Here is a 24,931-nt window from a genome sequence, read left to right as displayed (position 1 = left end):
TGTAAATCTACCTTAATTATTCATAAATTAAAGAATATCATTATGTATTTTAAAGTAAGTTGATTTAAATATAAACTTCTATAATAATCTTTTTAGATTGAGACTTTTATATCAGGACTTGAATAATTTGAAGTCATCCTTTCCAAAAGCTAATCTCAAATGCGTATATAGTCAGGAAGATTTAAACGAAATATTCCAGCGCTTCTCTATAAAATGGCCAAATCCAAAAGGAGAGCTTTATTATACCAATTCTTTTACTCTTGTTATTGCAGTAATGCTTTCAGCACAGGCTACAGATATAAGTGTTAATAAAATAACACCTGTACTATTCAGTGCTGCTGACACACCTCAAAAAATGCTACAACTTGGTGAAGATAAAATACGTAACTACATAAAAACTATTGGTCTTTATCATACAAAGACAAAAAATATTATTAATTTATCAAAAAAAATAATTGAAGACTTTAACAGCGAAGTACCTAAAACAAGAGAAAAACTGATGTCCTTGCCTGGTGTTGGACGAAAAACAGCCAATGTTGTTTTATCGACAGCCTTTGGAATTAAAACTATTGCTGTAGACACTCATGTCTTTCGTATTTCTAACAGAATTAATCTTGCAAAAGGAAAAACTCCTGAAAAAGTTGAAGAAAAACTGATGCATATTGTTCCTGAAAAATACATATACCATGCACATAACTGGCTTGTTTTACATGGACGTTATATTTGTAAAGCCCGCAAACCAAATTGCAAGTCTTGTATCATTGCAGATATATGCAAATCTCCAGAGAATGTATCAACACTATTAACATAAGTCATCATTAAGCAGTATAATTTGTTATACTGCTTGATTGTATAATAGCTATCTTAAAAAGGATTATATTATCCACTAAAGCAACAGAATGATCAATATGACCTAAAATCGCCATGGCCTTCATCATGATAGTCATCAAAATCTTTTGGACTAGTACTATCATCATAATCTTTATTATTAATACTTTCTGTCTTTTCTTAGAAAAGAACCAAAAATATCAAGACAACGCTAGATCTTTAAAAAAAAATGAATCAGGAAGCATAAATACCTTATACTTCCTGATCTTATTTCATTCAAAAAATTATTATTTGAATAGGGTTAATACATGTCATGCAGCATGCAGACCATCATGAGCATGCAGACCATCATGAGCATGCAGATCATCATGAGTATGCGGTACACTCTCATCTTCTTTGAAGTAAAGATTATTATGACTTTCTCCAGAAGAACCATAATTCAGAGGTTTATCAGGGTTAAAACCATGCTGCCCTTCATTTTCATCAGGACGAGGAGGAAGATGATTGAGATGGTCTAAAGCATCCTGCAAAGATTGTTGAGTATACGGCTTATCAATAAGGTCAATCTTCCTACCAGGGTCAAGTGTAGCTTTTTTATGCTCGCTATCAACTCCGCTAGTATGAGAACCTAGGCCCGCACCATCGCTAATAGGAGTTTGAGGCTGAACAGAAGGCTGCTCAGATTGTTGCTGCTGAACAGGAGTCCCCTCAGATTTTTGCTGCGGAACAGAAGTCCCCAAACCTGTGTCCGTAGCGCCGCTAGGAGGAGTTTGAGGCTGAACATAAGGCTGCTCAGATTGTTGCTGCTGAACAGGAGTCCCCTCAGATTTTTGCTGCTGAACAGAAGTCCCCAAACCTGTGTCCGTAGCGCCGCTAGGAGGAGTTTGAGGCTGAACATAAGGCTGCTCAGATTGTTGCTGCTGAACAGGAGTCCCCTCAGATTTTTGCTGCTGAACAGAAGTCCCCAACCCTGTGTCCGTAGCGCCGCTAGGAGGAGGTTGAGGCTGAACATAAGGCTGCTCAGATTGTTGCTGCTGAACAGGAGTCCCCTCAGATTTTTGCTGCGGAACAGAAGTCCCCAAACCTGTGTCCGTAGCGCCGCTAGGAGGAGTTTCGACCTTAACAGAAGTCTCCCCAGAATCTTGGTTCTGAGCATCCTTTTGTTGATTTCCACTCACTTGTTGTTCAGTAGAAGATATTAACTTAATACGAGGAGGTTTATCAACGTCAATCACGACTTTTTCATGCTCACCACCAACGTTACCAAGAGGAGAACCTGTGCCCGTACCAGCGCCTTTAGGAGGATTTTGAGGCTGATCAAGAGTTTTGGTCGTACTATCGCTATTAGAAGAAGCTTGTGCCGCAACAGAAGACTCATCTGAATTAATAGTAGAACCTGGGCCTGTACCAACGCCTTTAGGAGGATTTTGAGGCTGATCAAGAGTTTTGGTCGTACTATCGCTATTAGAAGAAGCTTGTGCCGCAACAGAAGACTCATCTGAATTAATAGTAGAACCTGGGCCTGTACCAACGCCTTTAGGAGGATTTTGAGGCTGATCAGGAGTCACCGCAGGTTTTTGGCTCTTATCAGAAGTCTCCGTAGAAGCAACAACTTCGCTAGGAGGAGTTTCGACCTTAACAGATTTATCCGCAGAATCTTGCTTCTGAACAGTATCCTTATCAGAATTTTGGTTCTGCTGAACAGGAGTATTCTCAGAAGTTTGGGCCGCAACAACTTGGCCAGTAGCAGAACCTCGTTTCTCTAAAATATAGTCTAAAGCAAGCTGTTCATTTAATGCATTTCCCTGAAGATTATCATACTTAGCCTCACCCTCATGCTTTTTAAGATATCCCTTAAAATCAAAATTGATCTTCCTATGCTCTTTATGACCATAGTTATTATAATGCCAAATACCATAATCAGAAATGGCTTGTTTAGTAGAATGACCTTTATTCAAAGCATCTGCTATCAAATCCGAATGAGATGCAACATATTGAATAACATTATCTGCATTGATAGCAGCATCTGGTTTCTCTAAAATATAATCTAACGCAAGCTGTTCCTTTAATGCATTTCCCTGAAGATTATCATACTTAGCCTCACCCTCATGCTTTTTAAGATATCCCTTAAAATCAAAATTGATCTTCCTATGCTCTTTATGACCATAGTTATTATAATGCCAAATACCATAATCAGAAATGGCTTGTTTAGTAGAATGACCTTTATTCAAAGCATCTGCTATCAAATCCGAATGAGATGCAACATATTGAATAACATTATCTGCATTGATAGCAGCATCTGGTTTCTCTAAAATATAATCTAACGCAAGCTGTTCCTTTAATTTATTTTTTTCCGCGATTACTTTAGAGTAAAAGTCTTTGTTTAAAAGGGTTTCTTCTCTTAAAAGGCTTTTTTCTAATCTGTCCATATTTGTCACAATATTAGCATACTTAGCCTCACCCTCATGCTTTTTAAGATATCCCTTAAAATCAAAATTGATCTTCCTATGCTCTTTATGACCATAGTTATTATAATGCCAAATACCATAATCAGAAATGGCTTGTTTAGTAGAATGACCTTTATTCAAAGCATCTGCTATCAAATCCGAATGAGATGCAACATATTGAAGAGCATTATCTGCATTGATAGCAGCATCTGGTTTCTCTAAAATATAGCTTAAAGCAATCTCTTCCTCTAATTTATCGTCCAATTCACTCATGGCTAATTCTTTAGTGGTCGAGGTGCTGTCTGTAGATTGCATCACTTTTTTAACAACAGCATTACACTTTTCCATATAGTTTTTCATATACTTATTATAATCAAAATTGATCTTCCTATGCTCTTTATGACCATAGTTATTATAATGCCAAATACCATAATCAGAAATGGCTTGTTTAGTAGAATGACCTTTATTCACAGCATCTGCTATCAAATCCGAATGAGATGCAACATACACAAGAGGATTAAATTTTTTCAAATCAGGCTGATCAGAGGCAGTCACCTCTTTGCCACCAACATCGCCAGGAGAAGAAGCTTGGGTCGTAACACCTTCGTCAGGAGAAAGAGTTTTGGCATTAACAACTTCGCTAGGAGAAGTTTGGACATGAACAGGAGTCACCACAGAATCCTGGTTCTGATCAGGAGTCACCACAGAATCCTGGTTCTGACCAGGAGTCACCACAGAACCTGCGCCTTTACCAGCGTCTCCAGTAGGAGAATTTGTGTCCGTAACACCTTCGCCAAGAGAAGTAATTTTGGCCGTAACAACACCGCTAGGAGAAGGAGCTTCGGAATTAACAATTTCGCCAGCAGAACCTGGGCCCGTATCAACTCCGCCAGTATGAGAACGTTGTTCGTTATTTTTTTGTCTGCCAGCAAGAGAAGATTGCTCCGTGACACCAACTGGATGAACATCAGTCTCAGGCAACATGCCTTGATGATTGCCGCCAACATTTCTTTTAACACGTAAAGAATTATGCTTCTGGTTATAACCATAATCGGTATACATTTATAAAAATCCTTTAAAAAATAACTCATATATTAATAAGATTATAACTATCTTAAAAGGATAAAATTATCAAGCATCCAATGACATTGAATTCCATAATAAAATCTTGCAGATCAAAATACACAAATTAATTTTTAAAAAAATAATAAGCTAACACATTAAAAGCTTATAAAAATCCAGAAATTGAAAAAATAAAATTATCAGGAAGCATGATTACCTTATACTTCCTGATCTTATTGCATTCAAAAAATTATTATTTTAATGGGATTAATGCATGTCATGCAGATCAGCATGAGTATGCAGTCCTTGCGATATAATCATATCTTCTAATTCGAAGTCAGTATCAAGATTTTCTTCATAAGAACTATAACTCAGAGGTTTATTCATAGGGTCAATTTTACGACCTTTATCAACATTAGATCCAGGAATCATGCCTCTATGACCGTCACCAATGTCGCCAGAAAAAGTTAAGCCCATAGTATGAAGGTTATCACTACAGACTTCATCTAAAGATTTTATAAATCTCTCCCTTTGCTGCGAATGACCAAAACGCACATAATGTTTGTAGCCGTAATCCTCAATAGATTCATGATCTTTATAATTTTCATTATAATCTTTGAGTAAATCAGGATTCATTTCAACATATTTCTTAGGATCTAATCCTTTACTCTTATAACCCTCGTACAGAAAATGCTTCGTGAAATATGCTTCGCAGTCCTTGGGATCTAAAGGCCTTTTTATAGAATTACATACAGTATCAGAAAGTGAATCCATGTACCTCTTATAATCAAAATTCTTAAAATCATTGTGAAGAAAATATTCCACAGCATATTTTTTAATAGCATTGATATCTTTACCCTTACATCTCTCTATCAAATCTTGATGAGATGCAAGAAACGCAAAAGAATCAAAGGTAACTTCTCTTCCTTGCTTAAAACCATACGCAAGAAAATGCTCCTTACCAAATTCAGCAATAGCCTGAGAATCCCTAAATTTACACGCCTCTATCAAATCTGGATGAGATGCAACATATTCTCCGCCATCAAAAGCATCATGACGATACCCTTTCTTATAACCTTTATTAATATGATATAAGGAAACGTAATCATTCAGTTTCTTTAAAGCGACTGGATTATCACCACTTGAATCAAAAGATTTTTTAAAATCCGGATCTTCTTTTAAAAATTTATTTTTTAAAAATTTATTGCCCTCAAGATATAAAGGCACATTAAAATTGATCGTCCTAAACTCTTTATACCCATAGTTAGTATAATGCCAAACAGCATAATCAAGAATAGCTTGTTTATCAGAAAGACCTTTCCTCAAAAAATCTTCTATCAAATCCGGATAAGAGGCAACATATTTAAGAGCATCACCTTCACTGAGAGTATAACGTGGCCCACGAGACTCTAAAATATAGTCTAACGCAAGCTTTCTGTTTAATGCATTTTCCGTCGCGATTACTTCAGAATACCAATCTTTGCTTACACTTTGTTTTTCTATTTTTTTCAAAATATCAGTATATTTATCCCGATTCTGTTCAAAATATAAACGCCCATTAAAATCTATCGTCCTATTCTCTTGATGCCCATAGTGAGTATAATGCCAAACACCATAATCAGAAATGGATTTTTGATCAAAATGACCTCTATTCAAAGCATCTGCTATCAAATCCGAATGAGATGCAACATATAAAAGAGCATCATCTCCATCGAGAGTATAACGTGGCCCATGAGCCTCTAAAATATAGTCTAACGCAAGCTTTCTGTTTAATTCATTTTCCGTCGCGATTACTTCAGAGTACGTGCCTTTGCTTACACTTTGTTCTTCTATTTTTTTCAAAATATCAGTATACTTATCCCGATGCTGCTCAAAATATAAACGCCCATTAAAGTCTATCGTCCTATGCTCTTGATGCCCATAGTGAGTATAATGCCAAACAGCATAACCAAGAATATCTTGTTTATCAGAAAGACCTCTCTTCAAAACATCTGTTATCAAATCCGAATGAGATGCAACATATAAAAGAGCATCATCTCCATTGAGAGTATAACGTGGCCCATGAGCCTCTAAAATATAGTCTAACGCAAGCTTTTCATTTAATTCATTTTCTTTCGCGGTTATTTTAGAGTACGTGCCTTTGCTTACACTTTGTTCTTCTATTTTGTTCAAAATATAAGTATACTTATCCCGATGCTGTTCAAAATATAAACGCCCATTAAAGTCTATCGTCCTATTCTCTTTATGCCCATAGTGAGTATAATGCCAAACACCATAATCAAAAATAGCTTGTTTATCAGAAAGACCTTTACTCAAAAAATCTGCCATCAAATCCGGATGGGATGCAACATATAAAAGAGGATTAAAATCTTTCAAAGCAGGCCGATCAAGCTTGCTTCTCTCTGATCCATTGAGAGTATAACCTGTATTCTCTAAAATATAGTCTAACGCAAGCTTTTCATTTAATTCATTTTCTTTTATTTTGTTCAAAATATCAGTATACTTATCCCGATGCTTGTTAAGATATCTCTGAAAATCAAAAGTGATCGTCCTATTCTCTTTATGCCCATAGGAAATATAATACTGAGCAGCATAATCAGAAATAGCTTGTTTATCAGAAAGACCTTTTTTCACAACCTCTGCCATCAAATCCAGATGAGATGCAAGAAACGCAAAAGAATTAAAGGTAATTTCTCTTCCTTTCTTAAAACCATGCGCAAGAAAATGCTCCTTACCAAATTCAGAAATGGATTTTTTATCAGAAAGACCTCTCTTCAAAACCTCTTCTATCAAATCCGGATGAGATGCAACATATTCCAGTATGGATATTACCGGAATATCCGATAAATTAATCTCTTGATCAGAAAATTGCACCCTCTCAATGTCATATAACGTATCAATATCCTGTCCATCATCACGAGCGACAACTACATTTGTTGCAAAACGATATATTTTGTTTTGAGATCTGGAGGATTTATAACGTGCTGTATCAATCCCCTCATGACCATAAAGTATATCGTTTCCTGCTCCACCTTCCATAATATTATCTGCATTATTGCCAATAATAATATCAGATTTTGGGCCTCCGATCACATTTTCAATAATCGCCCCTCTGGCAATAGAGAGATTTTTTTTTCGGCCACCAAGATCAGAGAAAGCCTCTGGAATAAGACTAATCCGCTGATTATAATCACCAAGTCCGCTGACATCCAAAGTATCAACACCATCACTATCGTTAATAGTTTGAATAAAGAAGCGATCACCTTCTCTGATAGAAACTTTATAATCTGTATTTCCTAGATTAACACTAAGAGACCCATATAATTTCTGAATAGCAAGTATATCAGCAATCATTGGTGTAGCACACTTACCAAAACTAGCACCAGTATTAGGGTTCTTATCTGGAGAGAAATAAGACATAACACTTGTTAAATAGGAATCATTGACATAATCATTATCAATACCATAGGTTGGGTGTTCACCATAATTCCCTGCATGATCAAGACCCAAGGCATGCCCAATTTCATGAATATAATTATGAAAATTATGACTTCCTTTCTTGTCCCCCAATTTTGGTATCTCTTGCTTTCCAATATTTATACGAGCCTTTTGTCCAGGAAGAGAATAACAGATCCATCCAGGGTTTTCGTCATCGAAAAAAATATCTGCATTACCACGAGAAGCCTGAATAAATTTAAAGCCTGTAACTTTTGACCATGCCTCAAGCGCACCAAGTGCCATCTTTTTTCCTGTATCATCAAGCTGATGTATGTTAACATAAATTACTTTATTAGGCTTTAGCTTTAAAATACCATGCTTACCAATAATTTTATCTCTGATCTGATCCAATGTAAAAACAGGTTTATTATTATTTGTTGACACCGAAGAAGATCCGAGAACACCTCTTGCCTCAGAGGCATAAGATAAATCAAATTTAATGGACATATTAACCTTATAATATATATTTAAATGAAAAAATTTTTATTTATAAAAAAATATAGCTATACTAGTAGCTATAGTAATATTTTCTAAAAAATCAAATTATTGTTATTATATCACAATTTCTAAATGTTAAAGTTAATATAATTTTTTAATTCTAATTTTATAAATCTAACTCAGGCCTTTTCAATGTCTTATATGAAATATATCTCCGAAATAAACAAATTATCTTCTTCAAGATTTTTGATTATTATGCTTCCCAGTTTTTTTATAAATATTTTTTATCTCATTAGCCCCATCTATATGATGCACATTTATGACAGCGTCATTGGCACACAAAGTGAAATAAATCTTGTTGCTATAAGCACTATAGCTCTCTTTTTTTACATACTTTTCTTTAGTTTTGACTTGATTCGCTCTCGGATGCTCATAGAAGTTTCTCGTTTTTTGGAGCAATCTTTTAAAAGCTACATACATACAGTATTGAAAAAATATGACCCAACTGAACAAACTTTTGCTTCAACAGCAAATGCTCTTGATAAATTTAAGCAATTTGTTACCTCTCCTATAATTCCTGCCTTATTTGATCTACCCTTTACACCTATTTTTATAATATTAAGTTTTGCAATTCATCCAGTGCTTGGATTATTAACAATTATTAGTGCAGTAATTTTAATAACAATCACTCTCTTTTTTAGCTTTCATAATGAAAATCTTGCACGCAAATTTGAAGTGGCGAAACATACAGAAATTGGATTTGGACAAGCGATACTCAAGCAAAAAGAATATATCTGCACTTTATCAAATCGTGATTTTTTATTAACACAATGGGAGACAAAACGTCGTTTAGCTCAAGAAAACCAGCTACATGTTTCTAAAATTTCTACATTTGGTTCTGTCTTCACAAAAACCCTACGAATGATTTTACAATCAGCTGTCTTGGGATTGGGGGCTTGGCTTGTTCTTCGTCAAAGTCTATCTTCTGGCTCCATTATAGCGGCTTCTATTGTAACTTCACGAGCCCTTGCACCTTTAGAACAAATTGTAAACGCTCGACAGGTGCTAAGAAATGGCTGGAAATCATTAGAAACTTTAATAAAGCTACGCAGTGATATCAAAATAGATTCTTCTTATACGAAGAAAAAAAATCCAGAAGAACTTTTGCCTAATAATAAAATTACTGTAAGAAATCTGACTTTACATTACACCAATACACCTCGCCCTATTTTTCAGGATCTATCATTTTTCTTACCAGAAGCAACATGCTGCATTATAACTGGTCCTAATGGATCCGGAAAAACCAGTCTCCTTCACTGTATGCTCGGCTTAACTACATCCAAAAGCGGTGGCATATCATTTGGCAATATACCAGTAACGCTCAACACAATAGAGCGTTTTTCTTCCAGTATTGGCTATCTTTCACAAACATGCACTTTATTCCCTATCAGCATAGTAGAAAATATTGCAATGTCTAACGACATTGACTCATTCGAAATTGCAAAAAAAGCAGCAATATTTGTGGGTTGTCATGATACGATTTGCTCCCTCAATGATGGATACGCCACAAATCCAATTTCCCAACGCATGTCTCCTGGTCTTATACAACAGATATGCCTTGCACGTACTATCTGCAGACATCCTAAAATTGTTCTTATGGATGAACCCCTACGAAATCTAGACAGTACTGCAATGCAAGATTTTTATACAACCATTAAAAAACTGAAAGAGCATGGAACAACTGTTATTATAGTCTCCCGAGATACTCGAATTATCAATATGTCAGATTTACTTTTAATGTTCCATCCTTCAGCAGGACCTTTATTTGGCCCAACACATGAAGTGATCAAAAAACTTCAAGCCATACCTTCCAATTGATTTGATAAGAATGTAAAAATATGATGAAAATATTTTATAGCCCACTTAAACTGATTGCCATATTACTTTCTATTGGAACGATTTCCTTAATAGTATTAACAGTAGTATTACCTATAGAAATACGAGTTTCTGCTCCTGGAGAAATCCTAAATGATGAAGACATTGTTGAAATTAAAGCGCCTGTTTCAGGAATAGCAAATAATTTTTATGTTAAAAACGGTGCAAGAGTTAAAAAAGGCGAATTATTGATTAAATTAGATGACCTTGAGATACGTGATCAGATTGATATCATCAAAGAACATATTGCTAACCTTACATGTCATATTAATAATACTTATACTGAACTTAACCTTCTTAAACAGGAAAAAACAAAGATAGAAAAAGCTATTTCTACATACAACAATGAATTACTACTACCACTAAAAAATTATATACCTGAATGCAAAGAGAAAATCTCTAATTATGACATGCTTTCTTTATTTGAATTAACAAATTTAAAAATAGTACAAATGCGCAATATATTTTCTGACTACAGGAATATGCACTCTCAAGAGTCTCTATCAAAGATACTCCTTGAGTCTCAAGAAAAAGATCTTAAAAAGATGCAAACCCTTTTTACAAAGAATCTAACAAGCGAGACAAATTTACATCAACAAGAACGTCAAGTTCATACAAGTCGTATGAATTTAATGGACTATATAAATAAGCAAAAAACTATGCTGGGACGATTAAATGAGCTCTATAATGAAGCAACTTTAGAAGTCGCAAACTATAAGAAAAATAAATCCCATGAACTTTACAAAAATCAACGTATGCTAGCAGATGAAAAATCTAAACTTATAAGTTTAGAAAAAAACTTACTTCAGCATACAATCCGATCACCAATAACAGGAACTGTTATTTATACGAATAGCTTCATTACTACAAATTATACTCAACAATCACAACTACTCATGAAACTGTCTCCTCATACCACTCTTAATTATATTAGAGCAAAAGTTGCTCCTCATCAAATTCAGAATGTCAAATCTGGTGAAATAGCAACAATACGCTTCCCTACTTATTCAAAACTAAGAGACTCGAATTTTAAAGCATTAATTGATACAATCAGCCCTATTATTTCACAAGACAAAAACAATTATTACAATCAAAACTATTATGAAGTCATCTTGAAAATTAGTGATCCCAGTTACGATACAAAAAAAACAGATCTTTATAATGGTTCTCCAGCTGAAATTCTCTTCTCTGCAGAAAATACAACTCTAGCTTCTGTAATTATGCACCCAATTACAAAAAACTGGCCAAAGATATTTGAACGTTAAACCTTAAAAATCTCCCGATTAAAAAATATAAACTATTTTTCTATAAGTTTAAATTAAAAAGTTAAGTATTGATCATTGATTTTTATCAAAATGTATGTAAGTAATTATCGTTTTAATGATTATTGGTAGTAAATTATGATTATAATGTCTCAAGCTAATATCCAAAAAAAAATTTGGAAAAATCTATATTTACAAGTCGTTATAGCAATAATCATAGGGATATTACTTGGGTGTTTTTATCCAAAAGTAGCAATACAATTTAAAATATTCGGTGATTTTTTTATAAAACTTACAAAAATGATTATTGCTCCTGTAATATTTCTTACTGTTACTACAGCAATTGCACGCATGATAGATATTAAAAAAGTTGGAAATATTGTTGGCAAGTCAATGATTTATTTCTTTTTACTATCAACATTAGCATTAATAATTGGAATTATCGTTGCAGATGTCATAAAACCTGGTGCTGGAATGAATGTAGATGTATCATCTTTAAACGTTAAGGATATTTTTACATACACTCAAAAGGCTCACGAACAAAGCATATCTGCGTTTCTTTTAGATATTGTTCCCGACACTGTATTTAGTGCATTTATATCAGGCAATATCCTGCAAGTTTTGCTTATTGCTGGCCTTTTTGGTATATCTTTGGTTCTAGCTGGAGAAAAAGCACACCCTATTAAAGAGTTTCTAGAAGATATTACTCTCCCCTTGTTTAAAATGGTTAATATAATTATGAAAGCTGCTCCTATAGGTGCATTTGGAGCTATTTCATTTACAATAAGCAAATATGGATTGGCTTCTATAGCTAATCTTGCCCTTCTTATAAGCTGCTTTTATATAACTTCAATATTATTTGTTGTGATAATTCTTGGGGCTATTGCATATTACAATGGCTTTTCAATTATAAGATTAATTCGTTATCTTAAGGAAGAGTTATTACTTGTTCTGAGTACTTCTTCATCAGAATCTGCTCTTGCCAGCTTGATGCAAAAAATGGAACAAGCAGGGTGTAATCGTTCAATTGTTAGTATTGTGGTTCCTACAGGCTATTCTTTTAATCTTGATGGAACTAATATATATATGACTTTAGCTTCTTTATTTATAGCCCAAGCAACAAATACTCATTTAACATTTACAGACGAAATAATACTACTTTTAGTTGCCATGATATCTTCAAAAGGAGCTGCTGGTGTTACTGGTGCAGGTTTTATAACCCTTGCTGCTACTTTATCTGCATTACCAACAATTCCTGTTGCAGGGATGGCATTAATTTTAGGAATTGACCGCTTTATGTCAGAATGTAGATCCCTAACTAATTTTATTGGTAATGCAGTTGCTTGTGTTGTTATCTCACGTTTGGAAAATGCTATTGATGAGAAAGAATTTTCAAAAACTTTAGGAAGATCTAAAACGATTGCATCTAAAAGCTATGCATAATAACAGAAACTATATCCTCCAGATATCTTTGTGCTGACCAAAAAATATTAACCCTGTCTTCTTATATCGCTTACTATTGGTTTCTATGTCTTTAGTTTTATTTTTCTATACGTTTAATATATTTTTTTTCAAGTTCAGTCAAAATTCCTCTTTATAAATCCAAGCGGAGAATTATAACTCCTTACTTTATGAATCATAACGCTTATAACGGTGCATTACCTAGAGGTAAAGCTTACGAAATCGCCCAAAATTTTAGAGCTAATGGCTTTTTAAAGAAAATACTCATTTTTTTAAGAATCCAGACAGTACATTTTTAAATAAAGCAGTTGGACGACCGATAACACTGCTTAAAGTTTTACTATCATCAAACAAACCTCCCTTAGAAGCCCCGATATCAGAAGAGACAACAATATCAACTACCTCAATTGGTAACCCAACTTTAATAAGAGCTTCTTTAAAACTTTTTTCTGGGAGATCTTGATAAACTATGTTTTTAGATGATTGAGCACTAACTTCAAAGGCAAATTCTGCTAGAGTGTAAGCTGTATCCCCAGCAAGTTCATAAATCTTTCTTGTTTTACTTATATCATTAATAAGGATCGTTGCTGCAGCTTCAGCATAATCAATACGTGGAGCAGAAGAGAAATATCCATTACCAGCACAACCCATTAACACCCCATGCTCTAAAGCTGAAGGAATACTCATCAAATGATTTTCTAAATACCAACCGTTCCGCAATAAAGAATACGGAATACCAGAAGATTCTAAAATCGCCTCAGTTTTTCGATGTTCAATAGCAAGAAGTAAAGGTGACGTATCAGCATGAAGTATGCTTGTATAAGCAATGAAACCAATATCAGCTTCTTTTGCAGCATCAATTACAGCTTTATGTTGTTCTACTCTTCGGCCGACTTCGCTAGAAGATATTAATAATAGCTTTTTTATATCTTTAAATGCTTTTTTTAAAGTCTGAGGACGATTATAATCTACTTCACGAACTTCAATTCTTTTATTATCAAATGATGCCTTAGACACATCTCGAACACCAGCAATAAAATTTTCAGCTGACATGCTTTGTAAAAGACGATGCATTACTAAGCGACCTAATTGTCCATTCGCTCCTGTTACTAAGATTTTTGACATTTCATATTCCCTCTTACATTTTAGTTTTATTCAATAACACATAATATTTTTATAAAAATTACATGAATTAATGCAACAATTTTAAATTATAAATGTGTATTATTTCTAGTAATCATATCCTTACTCTATATATCAACATTAAAACATAAATACTTTTCAAGGCTATTGAATATTATTTCTCTAATAAAAAATATTGTTACTAAAAAGTCATTGAAGTATTATTGGAATGACAGGAACTTAATAATGAGCCTCCAGGATAAAAATTATCTTTTTAAAGTAGAATTAACTTTTCAACCAAATTCAAAAAAAAATCCTGATTTTGAGCTAGAAAAGCAAGCAAAAATCAATAATTTTTGGCCAGTTGCTGGTGTTGATGAAGTTGGACGCGGAGCCCTTGCAGGGCCAGTAGTAGTAGCTGCAGTTATCTTGAATCCAGAAAGAATTCCTTCTGGAATTAATGATTCGAAGCGTCTTACTCATAAAAAAAGAGAAACTCTGTATGAAGAAATTTGTAAAGATTCTATCGTTGCAATCGCTTTGTCTGAACACGATCAGATCGATCAAAGTAATATTCGTAAAGCAACTCTTGATGCTATGCATCGCGCTATATTAGGATTAGCAATACAGCCAAAAATTGCGCTCATAGATGGACGTGATATCCCTGAAGGTCTTCCATGTCCTGCTCTTACGGTTATAAAAGGTGATTCACATTCGTTATCAATTGCAGCAGCATCTATTATTGCAAAAGTAACTCGTGATCAAATTATGAAATGCGCTGATCTAGAATATCCAGGATATGGATTTGATATCCATGTAGGATACCCAACATCAAAACACTTAGAAATTCTCAAAAAGAAAGGCCCAAGCCAAATTCACAGAATGACATTTCGGCCCTTATTAAATCAAAATAGAAAGTAAATTATAAATTGATAATTTAGTGATTATCCTTGTAGTTCAAGACTTTGAACGCCGCATCTTTTTGTTATCTTGTATGCTTGAAAAGTCAAGCATACAAGATATAAAAGAGTTTTTACGCTTTTACACAATAAATAACAAATGGGTCAAATACGAGATCTTTACCCAGCATATAGGCATAAGGCATATAAAAATAACCCTTTTCTCCTATATCTTCTCCCCAAGAATTTCGAAATTTGAATAATTGTTTCTCGTCATCATAGCCTGTGACAACTACAGCATGACCTCCATTCAGTCGGTCAGAAACCGAAGGCATCGGGATAATTGTAGAAGGATTTCCTCCTTTTCCCTGGAACCAGCTGTCATAAACAGCAAAACCAATAACAAATACCTGACCAGAAGCAAGACATCCCTTTAACTGGTTCAGACTTTGATGCAATCGTTCGTATCTCGTAATCTTATGAGGAATAGCATCTCTATACGCCTTATCCGATGGTCTGGTAACAGGCTTGCTTCCTGAAGGAAAAAGATTTGTTGTTGGATCCGCAGGCGTATCATCGTAAGTCCATTCATCTTCAGGACAAACACCTTTCTTGTGTAACGTCTTAATACCACTCAGCATTGATGAACCAGCATCACTGGCTACATTGTTCTCAAGTTGACGTTCATTATAATAAATAAACAGCCTTGACGGGATAAAATCAGGTTTCTCCTTTGCTTTTATACGCTCAAACTGAACCGCTCCTGCAAAAGCATTGCCTGTACAGGAACCAATTTTTCCCTGATCATAGACAGGAAAAGAAGGACAATTATCAATTTTTGGTGGTAAAACCTGTAAAACAGATAAAGAAGCACTATAATAAAGATCACGATGATCAGGAAGACTGGGGCGCACTTTTAAAATAGATTTAAATTTAGACATGGCTGTTCCTTTTATAGCTGTAATTATGATAATTTTAATGAGAAGTTATGCAAAAGGTTTAATTTCCTTTCTTAATCGATTTTTTTATTATCATCCTATAGTAGCAAGAATAACTATAACAACGTATATAAATCACAGATTTAAAAATGCAAGGCCGTATAAAAAATGCATACAAAAGAGTAGACAGAATAAACTTAGGATTAAAACATCAAAACTTTTAGCATTACGTGCTACATGTGCATTTAAGATACGTTTTTTTAAAACACCAGAGGCTTTAAAAGTCATCACTCGACGCTTTAAAATGATTAATTCTTCACCTGTTCTTGGATTGCGACCAACTCGCTGATTTTTTTTGCGTATCTGAAACGTAGCAAATGAGGAAAGCTTTACAATGTCCTCTCGAATAATGGCATTACAAATTTCATCAATCATAAAACCCACAAGATAAGAAGATTCATTCCTAGATAAACCAACCCTTTTCAACACAGACGTTACCAAACTTAATCTGGTTACAGACTTACCCATTATAGATCCTTGCCTATATTATTCAACCTTGAAACATCTGAAGAAGAAGTTGCTATACACAGAAACCCTTATAAACTTATTGTTAGAAAATTCATATACACTCACCAACGCATAAGAATAGCACCTGAAGTAAAACCTCCACCCATAGCTTCTAAAACAAGAAGATGGTTTTTCTTTATACGCCCTTCTGAAACTGCAACTGATAAAGCCAGAGGAACAGAAGCAGCAGAAGTATTACCATGTATATCTACTGTAACAACAACTTTTTCTAAAGGAAAACCTATTTTTTTTGCTATACTATTAATAATACGTTGATTAGCTTGATGAGGAATAAACCAATCAATATCTGAAACTGTGAATCCAGTTAAAGAAAAAACTTCATCTATTACTTCCGTTGCCATTTCTACTGCATACTTAAAAACTTCTTGTCCTTTCATTTGTAGTTTTCCCACACTAGCAGTAGTAGAAGGCCCTCCATTAACGTATAATTTATTAACATGACTACCATCAGAACGAAGATACGTAGCTAAAATTCCAGAATCTAATAAAGAACCTTCAGACTGTACTCCCTCAAGAATCAATGCTCCCGCACCATCACCAAAAAGAACACAAGTAGACCGATCAGACCAATCAACTATGCGTGAAAATGTATCAGCTCCTATTACCAAAACACGACGCACCACCCCAGAACGGATATAAACATCTGCTGTTGACAATGCATAAATAAATCCTGAACATACCGCTTGCATGTCAAATGCAAATCCTCTTTTCATACCCAATCTATTTTGAATATCTACAGCAGTAGCAGGAAAAGTGTAGTTTGGTGTAGATGTAGCTAAAATGATTAAATCAATATCATCTGCTTCCATTCCTGCATGAGATAAGGCATTACGAGCGGCAACTTCTCCCAACGAGGCACTCGTCTCATTTTCTCCAGAAATATGTCGTTGACTGATACCTACACGCTGCATAATCCAATCGTCAGAGGTATCAACTATCGTTTCCATTTCAGAATTACGTAATATTCTTCTTGGAAGTGCTGACCCACAACCTCGCACTATAGAACGAATCATTATTGTTATTTCCTGTTTCTTAAAGTTTCCTCTTTTCCTTTTATCTTAGAGATAGTAGGAGCAGATTTACTTAAATCAGATTTAATCTGATCTATAAAACGATTACAAGAAATATTATATGCAATATTAATTGCATTAACTACAGCTACAGAATCACTACTGCCATGACCTTTGACAATCAAACCATCCAACCCAAGGAGTAAACCTCCATTAAATTTACGAGGATCAAATTGTTTTTGGATATCCTTGAAAGCTTTACGTACTAATAAATATCCAATCCTTGTGAGGATTGTATTCTGCAAGGCTTTATGTAAAGCTCTAGATATTTGATTTCCGGTACCTTCTGCAGATTTAATTGCGATGTTCCCAGAAAACCCCTCGGTAACTACTACATCAACCAAACCATGAAAAATATTGTTTGCCTCGATAAATCCGTAATATTTAAAACTGTCAATACTTTCTTCACGCAGTATACGCCCTGCCTCACGAAGTTCGTCATATCCCTTAGTTTCCTCGATTCCCATATTAAGAAGTCCTATAACAGGCTGTTCTATTTTTAATAAAACACGGGCTAACGCACTTCCTATAATCGCTAACTGAACTAATTGAAATGACTTAGCTCCTACACTTGCACCAACATCTAATATAATACTTTTCCCTTTTAGTGTTGGCCAAAAGGCAGCCAAAGCTGGACGATCAATATTATCAATCTTATTCAAACATAATCGTGCCATAGCTATTAATGCACCAGTATTGCCAAGACTAACCATAGCAGCCGCATTATTTGCTTTAACAGATTCCATAGCACACCACATACTGGATACATTGCGACCACGCCTCAGAGCACTGGAAGGCTTCTCATCCATAGAAATCGAAACATCACAATGATAAAAAGAACTTTTATTCTTAAGCTGCGTATGAGCCTCTAGAAGAGGCCGACAAACATTTTCATCTCCATACATCAGAAAATTTATTTCAGGATAAATTTCAAGGCACTTAACTGCACCTAAAATAATAATATTCGGACCTAAATCACCACCCATAAGATCAAGAGCAATATTAACACTATTATTCACTCTTACTTATCCTTCTACTCATTTTATTTCCCTCTTAATTATTAATTAACTTGAATCCCTACTGATCTAGCAGCACAAGATAATTTTTCTAAAAATGCAAATTTAATAATATTAATGCCTCTTCCAATTCTTAAGCGCTTCGAAAGATGAAACTTTTCTATTATCAAAACTGTCATAATCATTCACAAAAACCGCTCCTTCTTTTTTAGGATATAGATTAATTGCTAATGCTACCGATTCAGAAATGATTACTCCAACATCAATGACTCCATCCTTTGAAAAGGTAACAATATCTGGTTGCCACCCAGAAGCAACGTCGTCTACATTATCTGTTAAAGTATCTAATAATTTAGAATACTCTGGAACAAAAATATATTCCAACGTTTCTTCTATTAAAGAAATTACAGGCTCAAGTGTTAAAACACATGTCTGTATAATTTTAGCGTACACAGTACCTACAGCTCGAACACCATTTTTTTCCCAAGGAACGAGTTGAAGCTCAGCATGTAAATCTTCTACTAGGGGAACATTCCAAAGCTGTGCTAACTTTTCACGTTCTATACAATTTGCTTTTAATTTTAAGTCAATTTGACGACTTACAGCAGATTTAACTTTAACAAGATAGGAAAACGCTTCTTCACTATCTAGATTTTTGTCCATTAAGATTTCCTTTATCTTGATCCCAACAATAATATATAAATGGAGCTTCCATATTGAAGAATCTACAATCAGAGGCTAACCTTTGACATAGATTTTGTATAGGAATACACTGAAGTTATATAATATTGCCTTTTTATGCTTATTAGCATGAGACTTGACACAAATTATAATAATTTAACTATCATATATTTGTCATATTTATTAAAAGTATTTACAGTGACAGGCCAGAATTCTATCTATAACATAATTAAGTTTAATCAACAATATTTCATACCCGAGTGCCAAAATGACCTCTAAATCTAAATCATTAAAAAGCAGGAAACAAACCCTAAGTATATCCAGCATAATGCTTTTATTAATATCTTCAATTGCCCTGATAAGCTGCACAAGTTTTAATAGCGGATATATTGTTGACGAACAATCTTTACAACTTGTTTCTAATGGATCCTCGCGCGAACATGTTCTTGCTTCTCTTGGAACTCCCTCAACTACAGCTACTTTTGATACAGAAGTCTTTTACTATATATCTCAAAAACGTTCACAACCTTTAGCTTTTATGAAGGCAAATATAAAGAATCAAAGTATACTTGCTATTTATTTTAATAATAGAGGTGTTGTAACCCAAATTTCTAGATATACTCTTAAGAACGGCAAAGTCTTCGACATGATCTCCCGAACAACACCTACTGGTGGTAAAGATTTAACTTTCTTACAGAAATTTTTACAACTAGGAGAGAACAAATCATTCGGCAGTGGTATACCTGGTAGCAACATCAACAATAACTGGAGAAACGATATGTAAACATTAATTGATAGCCTATACTTCAAAATTACTGAACTATTTAATCTTAGAAAACATTTTTACCAGTTGATAAATGACTTTTCTTAAAAGAAAGATCTGTCAATAAACTACCTAATCCTTTGCTTTTATTTATAAGGAAAATAAAATAAAACTTAACGGAAAAACATAGAACAACTACACAAAAAATCATTTAAGATGATTGATCTAAAAAATATTCGCAGATTAAGTATAATCGTCGAAATCTCCCCCATCGAAATCTCCGCCGTCATCATAATCAACACCCACGTTATTATCAACATCATCATTTGATACTGGTTGAGTGTCGACACTGTCTTGAATAGGAAGACTCGTATGGGTGCTTACTTCAGAATGATGTCCTCCAGAAAAAAGATCTTTTATTCCTTCTGCCAACAACATACCTCCTGCAACACCAGTTGCCGTAGACATAGCACTAGCTAAGAAACCTCCTCCTCCAAAACCCTGTTGCACAGGAGGAGGATTCATCTGAGGAGATGCATATGGCTGTCCCCAAGGAGATGAATAACTGCCAGACGATGGACTCCTCACAGGAGGCGGACTCGCAGGAAGAGCAGAAGGCATTGATGGAGATGAAGGCGGTAAAGAAGTATTTGAATTTCCAAAAAGAGAACCAAAGCCACTTAAAAAACCTCTTGATTGAGATTTTTCTGAGACAGCTGAATTTTCATTTTGTTCTATACGTGCTTGTAGATCTGTTATTTTTTGGTTAGCAATTTTTAAAGCTTCTTCTTGCACAAGAGCTAATTGCACAAGATAATAAGGCGCAGAGGGATTAACCCGCACAGCATTATTGATCATCTCTTCTGCATTGGAATCCCGTGGACCATCAGCGCTGCGAATACGCCTAAAAAGATCTTCTATTAAGCGACGCTCTTCATTATTTATAGAGGACATTCTAGCTATCTTCCTTTTCTTTGAACTTTGTAAAAGTATTCTATAATTCACTTTTTTATAATTCTTATCTTTAGATAAGAAGCGAACTGAGATCTTACAAGATTTTTTACGCAGTTAATTCTTGATAGGAAGTCTAGAAGACTTTAATATAATATGAAAAATTATTGTAAGTTACAAAATACAAAAAATATCTACAACAAAGAAAGCCTAAAAATGGATACTGATGAAAAGAAAGCTTTATTGCCTCTTGACAAAGATACAGATGCCTATCTTTTCAAATCACGATCAATACTGATCTATGGCGTAATTAATTCTGAGCTAGCTCAGAGAGTGTGTTCACAACTTTTAGCTTTATCTACAGAAAGTGATAAAGATATTCGTATCTTTATAAATTCGCCAGGAGGGCATGTAGAATCAGGTGATTCTATTCACGATATGATCAAGTTTATTAAACCTAAGGTTCTGGCTATTGGTACAGGCTATGTTGCATCGGCTGGAGCATTAATCTTTGTGGCTGCTCATATAAGTCGACGATTTTGCCTTCCCAATACCCGTTTTTTATTACATCAACCTTCTGGAGGTATACAAGGCATGGCCTCTGATATAGAAATACAAGCAAAAGAAATTATTCGCATGAATGAACGCCTTAATCAAATTTTTGCTAAAGCGACTGGACAATCCATTGAAAAAATTACTAATGACACAGATCGGGACTGCTGGTTGTCCGCTAAAGAGGCAAAGCTATACGGACTTGTATCGAATATTATAACAACCTATAATGAGATAGCTTCTTCGATATAAACGTTCGCAAAGAAATAAAAAGTGTATAAGTCGTATTATCTGTTAATACTTATGTTTATCTTTGTGTAATATATCGTTGGACTTTAATAAGATAGAGTATTCTAAAATACTTAAGAGTCTATTTAATAATTAAACTGAAAGAGCTAATATTTAGTGTGCATAATTTGGGTAAAACGAAGTATTATATATGCTTTTAGTTATGGTGTTATGTCTAATTTAGGGAAGTAAGTTATGCTTTCTTACTAGATATTTTTTAAGAGTTTTCTGAATGTGGGAGTTTAAAACATTATGTGTTCAGCTATTCTTTCTGGGAGTTATAACACGTCAGATAAAAATTCGTTTTCATCTTTATCCTCAAACATAAAACCTGTTATAATAGAACGAGGGTTTCAAGTGATTCGCCGTAATGGTGCAGTTACACCTTTTAATCCCTCAAAGATTAGCTCAGCCCTAACAAAAGCTTTCATTGCAGTAGAAGGAAAGAGTGCAGTTGAATCAAGGCGTGTACAAAGTACTATTTCGGACTTGACTGAAAAGATTGTAGAAAACTTAGCACGTCGAGCAAGTATTAATCAGACTTTTCATATTGAAGATATTCAAGACCAAGTAGAGCTATTTTTAATGCGAAGTGACCATTATAAAGTAGCTAGGGCATATGTTCTTTATCGTGAAGAGCGTGCAGAATTACGAGCTGCACAATCGCAATCAAAAAATTCCTTGGAAACGACACAAGCATTAAACATACGACTAGAAGATGGAACTCTAGTACCACTTGATTCAAAAAGATTAGAAGATATCATTCAAGAAGCATGCACAGATCTTCATGACGTATCCCCTGCTGTTATTCTTTCTGAAATTAAACGTAATTTGTATGATGGCCTTAGTGAAGCAGAGTTAGAGCTTGCATCTATACTTGCTGCACGTACTCTTATTGAAACAGATCCAGAATATACAAAAGTAAGCGCAAGGTTGTTGCTTGATAAATTGCGTCTTGAAGTTTTAACTTTTATTTATAAAAAACCACAAAAAGCCACACAAGCAAAAATGACAGAATATTATGCAGATTATTTTCATAACTATATAAAGGTAGGGATTGATGCAGAATTACTTAATCCTTCCCTCTCTAGTTTTGATCTTGATTCTTTAGCAGCATCCCTTAAACCTGAGCGCGATTTGTCTTTCGAATATCTTGGTCTTCAAACACTATATGATCGATATTTATTACATGTTGACGGTATTCATTTTGAAATGCCACAAGCTTTCTTTATGCGCGTTGCTATGGGGCTTGCTTTAAATGAAGATAACCAAGAAAAAAGAGCTATAGAATTCTATGATCTTTTATCTTCTTTTTCTTTTATGTGTTCTACCCCAACATTATTTAACTCTGGCACACTCCGTCCGCAGCTTTCTTCTTGTTTTCTTACAACCTTTCCAGATGATCTTGATGGAATTTTTAAATCAATCAAGGATAATGCTCTACTTGCAAAATATTCTGGTGGAATTGGAAATGATTGGACACGAGTACGTGGGCTTGGAGCCCATATTCGAGGTACTAATGGTAAAAGCCAGGGATTGGTCCCTTTTTTAAAAGTTACCAATGATACAGCAGTTGCAGTAAATCAAGGCGGGAAACGTAAAGGGGCAGTTTGTGCGTATTTAGAAACATGGCACATTGATATTGAAGAATTTTTGGATCTTCGAAAAAATACAGGAGATGATCGTCGTCGTACGCATGACATGAACACTGCAAACTGGATTCCAGATCTTTTTATGAAAAGAGTAGAAAATAATGATGTGTGGACATTGTTCTCTCCGGATGAAACTCCTGATCTTCATGAACTATATGGAAGATCTTTTGAAAATGCCTATAAGGCTTATGAAGAAAAAGCTCTGCAAGGTAAGATAAAGATATTCAAACAAGTCCAAGCTGTTAACTTATGGCGCAAAATGTTGACAATGCTCTTTGAAACTGGACATCCATGGATTACTTTCAAAGACCCATGTAATATTCGTTCACCACAGCAACATATTGGTGTAGTCCACTCTTCAAACCTTTGCACTGAAATTACACTAAATACATCTGATGATGAAGTTGCCGTCTGTAATCTTGGTTCCATCAATCTTGCTGCCCATTTGCTGTCGGATAAGCTAGACTATGATAAACTTGCCAAAACTATTTATACAGCAATGCGAATGCTTGATAATGTCATTGATATTAATTTTTATACTATTAAAGAAGCACAAAACTCCAATTTGAAACATCGACCTATAGGAATGGGTATTATGGGCTTTCAAGATGTATTACATGCCCTACGTATTCCATATGCCAGTAACAAAGCTATAGACCTTTCTGACGAAAGTATGGAATACATCTCTTTTCATGCTATCTCAGCTTCTGTAGACCTTGCATTGGAACGCGGACCATATGCAAGCTTCCAAGGATCTCTCTGGTCAAAAGGTATACTACCAATTGATTCTCTACACCTTTTAAAAGATAATCGTGGTGAATTAAATGTTGATTTTTCTTCCAAGTTAGACTGGAGTATCCTTAGAGATCGAGTAAAATCTATCGGTATTCGTAATTCAAACTGTATGGCTATTGCACCAACAGCAACTATTTCTAATATTTGTGGTGTATCACAATCTATTGAACCTGCTTATCAAAATCTTTTTGTAAAATCAAATATGTCTGGTGATTTTACAATAGTAAATGCTTCATTAGTAAGAGATCTCAAGGAACGAGGCCTTTGGGATACTGTCATGGTCTTTGACCTTAAATATTATGATGGTAGTATAGGAAAAATAGATCGTATTCCAGATGATCTTAAAGATCTTTATGCGACAGCTTTTGAAATTGAACCAATCTGGTTAATTGAAGCAGCAGCAAGAAGGCAAAAATGGATTGATCAAGCTCAATCTCTTAACATATATCTTTCTAATCCAAGTGGCAAAAAACTTGATTTTATATACCGCAAAGCTTGGGAAAAAGGTCTTAAAACTACTTATTATTTACGTTCATCTTCAGCAACTCATGTTGAAAAATCAACCCTTAACAAAGTTGATGGGAAATTAAACGCAGTTTGCCCTATAAATTCCTCATATACAAAAGAATATGATTCTGAATCTTCAACTTGTGAAGTTTGTCAGTAATAAAAAAGGAAGTAATTA

At 34.5% G+C, this 24,931-nt stretch carries 17 protein-coding genes and 1 pseudogene; 8 read left to right on the top strand and 10 right to left on the bottom strand.

Annotated features, from left to right (window positions below; genetic code table 11):
- Positions 1 to 127: 127 nt before the first annotated feature.
- The gene (nth, locus tag B488_RS01855) at positions 128 to 811 is read left to right on the top strand and encodes an endonuclease III (protein WP_015272795.1); all 684 of its coding nucleotides are present in this window, start codon (positions 128 to 130) and stop codon (positions 809 to 811) included.
- Positions 812 to 818: 7 nt separating this feature from the next.
- Here nth and B488_RS07130 read toward each other — a convergent pair whose 3' ends face one another.
- The 3 genes from B488_RS07130 to B488_RS06785 form a co-directional block, all read right to left on the bottom strand.
- Positions 819 to 974 (bottom strand): hypothetical protein, encoded by a 156-nt coding sequence (locus B488_RS07130; RefSeq protein ID WP_157058167.1) that lies wholly within the window; start codon positions 972 to 974, stop codon positions 819 to 821.
- Between the two features lie 165 nt (positions 975 to 1,139).
- A complete protein-coding gene (locus B488_RS01850) occupies positions 1,140 to 4,337 on the bottom strand; it encodes a hypothetical protein (protein ID WP_041770579.1) in 3,198 nt (1,065 codons plus the stop codon).
- Between the two features lie 267 nt (positions 4,338 to 4,604).
- Complete coding sequence (locus B488_RS06785) at positions 4,605 to 8,282, bottom strand: M10 family metallopeptidase (RefSeq protein ID WP_015272793.1); 3,678 nt, start codon at positions 8,280 to 8,282, stop codon at positions 4,605 to 4,607.
- A gap of 183 nt (positions 8,283 to 8,465) precedes the next feature.
- Here B488_RS06785 and B488_RS01840 point away from each other — a divergent pair, with 183 nt between their 5' ends.
- From B488_RS01840 to dctA, 3 genes are all read left to right on the top strand, one after another.
- On the top strand, positions 8,466 to 10,151 hold the full coding sequence (locus B488_RS01840; protein ID WP_015272792.1) for a type I secretion system permease/ATPase: 1,686 nt from the start codon (positions 8,466 to 8,468) through the stop codon (positions 10,149 to 10,151).
- A 20-nt stretch (positions 10,152 to 10,171) separates the two neighbouring features.
- Entirely contained in the window at positions 10,172 to 11,473 is a 1,302-nt protein-coding gene (locus B488_RS01835; protein ID WP_041770576.1) for an HlyD family secretion protein, read from the top strand.
- A gap of 135 nt (positions 11,474 to 11,608) precedes the next feature.
- The gene (gene dctA, locus B488_RS01830; protein WP_015272789.1) at positions 11,609 to 12,913 is read left to right on the top strand and encodes a C4-dicarboxylate transporter DctA; all 1,305 of its coding nucleotides are present in this window, start codon (positions 11,609 to 11,611) and stop codon (positions 12,911 to 12,913) included.
- Positions 12,914 to 13,195: 282 nt separating this feature from the next.
- Here dctA and B488_RS01825 read toward each other — a convergent pair whose 3' ends face one another.
- A complete protein-coding gene (locus B488_RS01825) occupies positions 13,196 to 14,056 on the bottom strand; it encodes an SDR family oxidoreductase (RefSeq protein WP_015272788.1) in 861 nt (286 codons plus the stop codon).
- A 243-nt stretch (positions 14,057 to 14,299) separates the two neighbouring features.
- Between B488_RS01825 and B488_RS01820 the strand changes: the two genes are divergently transcribed.
- On the top strand, positions 14,300 to 14,974 hold the full coding sequence (locus B488_RS01820; RefSeq protein ID WP_015272787.1) for a ribonuclease HII: 675 nt from the start codon (positions 14,300 to 14,302) through the stop codon (positions 14,972 to 14,974).
- A 112-nt stretch (positions 14,975 to 15,086) separates the two neighbouring features.
- On the opposite strand, the gene B488_RS01815 is transcribed toward B488_RS01820, so the two are convergent.
- The 5 genes and pseudogenes from B488_RS01815 to B488_RS01795 all read right to left on the bottom strand — a co-directional run bounded on the left by B488_RS01815 (position 15,087) and on the right by B488_RS01795 (position 19,227).
- On the bottom strand, positions 15,087 to 15,893 hold the full coding sequence (locus B488_RS01815; protein ID WP_015272786.1) for a C1 family peptidase: 807 nt from the start codon (positions 15,891 to 15,893) through the stop codon (positions 15,087 to 15,089).
- Between the two features lie 216 nt (positions 15,894 to 16,109).
- A pseudogene (locus B488_RS01810) lies at positions 16,110 to 16,421 on the bottom strand (integration host factor subunit alpha); the annotation flags it as partial.
- A 98-nt stretch (positions 16,422 to 16,519) separates the two neighbouring features.
- Positions 16,520 to 17,491, bottom strand: coding sequence for a beta-ketoacyl-ACP synthase III (locus B488_RS01805; protein ID WP_015272784.1), 972 nt, complete (start codon positions 17,489 to 17,491; stop codon positions 16,520 to 16,522).
- Between the two features lie 5 nt (positions 17,492 to 17,496).
- Entirely contained in the window at positions 17,497 to 18,567 is a 1,071-nt protein-coding gene (gene plsX, locus B488_RS01800) for a phosphate acyltransferase PlsX (protein WP_015272783.1), read from the bottom strand.
- A gap of 111 nt (positions 18,568 to 18,678) precedes the next feature.
- A complete protein-coding gene (locus B488_RS01795) occupies positions 18,679 to 19,227 on the bottom strand; it encodes a YceD family protein (protein WP_015272782.1) in 549 nt (182 codons plus the stop codon).
- 286 nt (positions 19,228 to 19,513) lie between these two features.
- Here B488_RS01795 and B488_RS01790 point away from each other — a divergent pair, with 286 nt between their 5' ends.
- Complete coding sequence (locus tag B488_RS01790) at positions 19,514 to 20,029, top strand: outer membrane protein assembly factor BamE (RefSeq protein ID WP_041770572.1); 516 nt, start codon at positions 19,514 to 19,516, stop codon at positions 20,027 to 20,029.
- Positions 20,030 to 20,251: 222 nt separating this feature from the next.
- Here the strand turns inward: B488_RS01790 and B488_RS01785 are convergent, their stop codons facing one another.
- Positions 20,252 to 20,962, bottom strand: coding sequence for a DUF2076 domain-containing protein (locus B488_RS01785; RefSeq protein ID WP_015272780.1), 711 nt, complete (start codon positions 20,960 to 20,962; stop codon positions 20,252 to 20,254).
- Positions 20,963 to 21,175: 213 nt separating this feature from the next.
- Between B488_RS01785 and B488_RS01780 the strand changes: the two genes are divergently transcribed.
- Both B488_RS01780 and B488_RS01775 read left to right on the top strand, forming a co-directional pair.
- Positions 21,176 to 21,763, top strand: coding sequence for an ATP-dependent Clp protease proteolytic subunit (locus B488_RS01780; RefSeq protein ID WP_015272779.1), 588 nt, complete (start codon positions 21,176 to 21,178; stop codon positions 21,761 to 21,763).
- A 288-nt stretch (positions 21,764 to 22,051) separates the two neighbouring features.
- Positions 22,052 to 24,913 (top strand): ribonucleoside-diphosphate reductase subunit alpha, encoded by a 2,862-nt coding sequence (locus B488_RS01775; RefSeq protein ID WP_015272778.1) that lies wholly within the window; start codon positions 22,052 to 22,054, stop codon positions 24,911 to 24,913.
- Positions 24,914 to 24,931 lie beyond the last annotated feature (18 nt).

This window comes from Liberibacter crescens BT-1, assembly GCF_000325745.1.
GTDB lineage: Bacteria > Pseudomonadota > Alphaproteobacteria > Rhizobiales > Rhizobiaceae > Liberibacter > Liberibacter crescens.
Note: the sequence above shows the minus strand (reverse complement) of the source record. Positions and strands in the feature narration are given on the sequence as shown.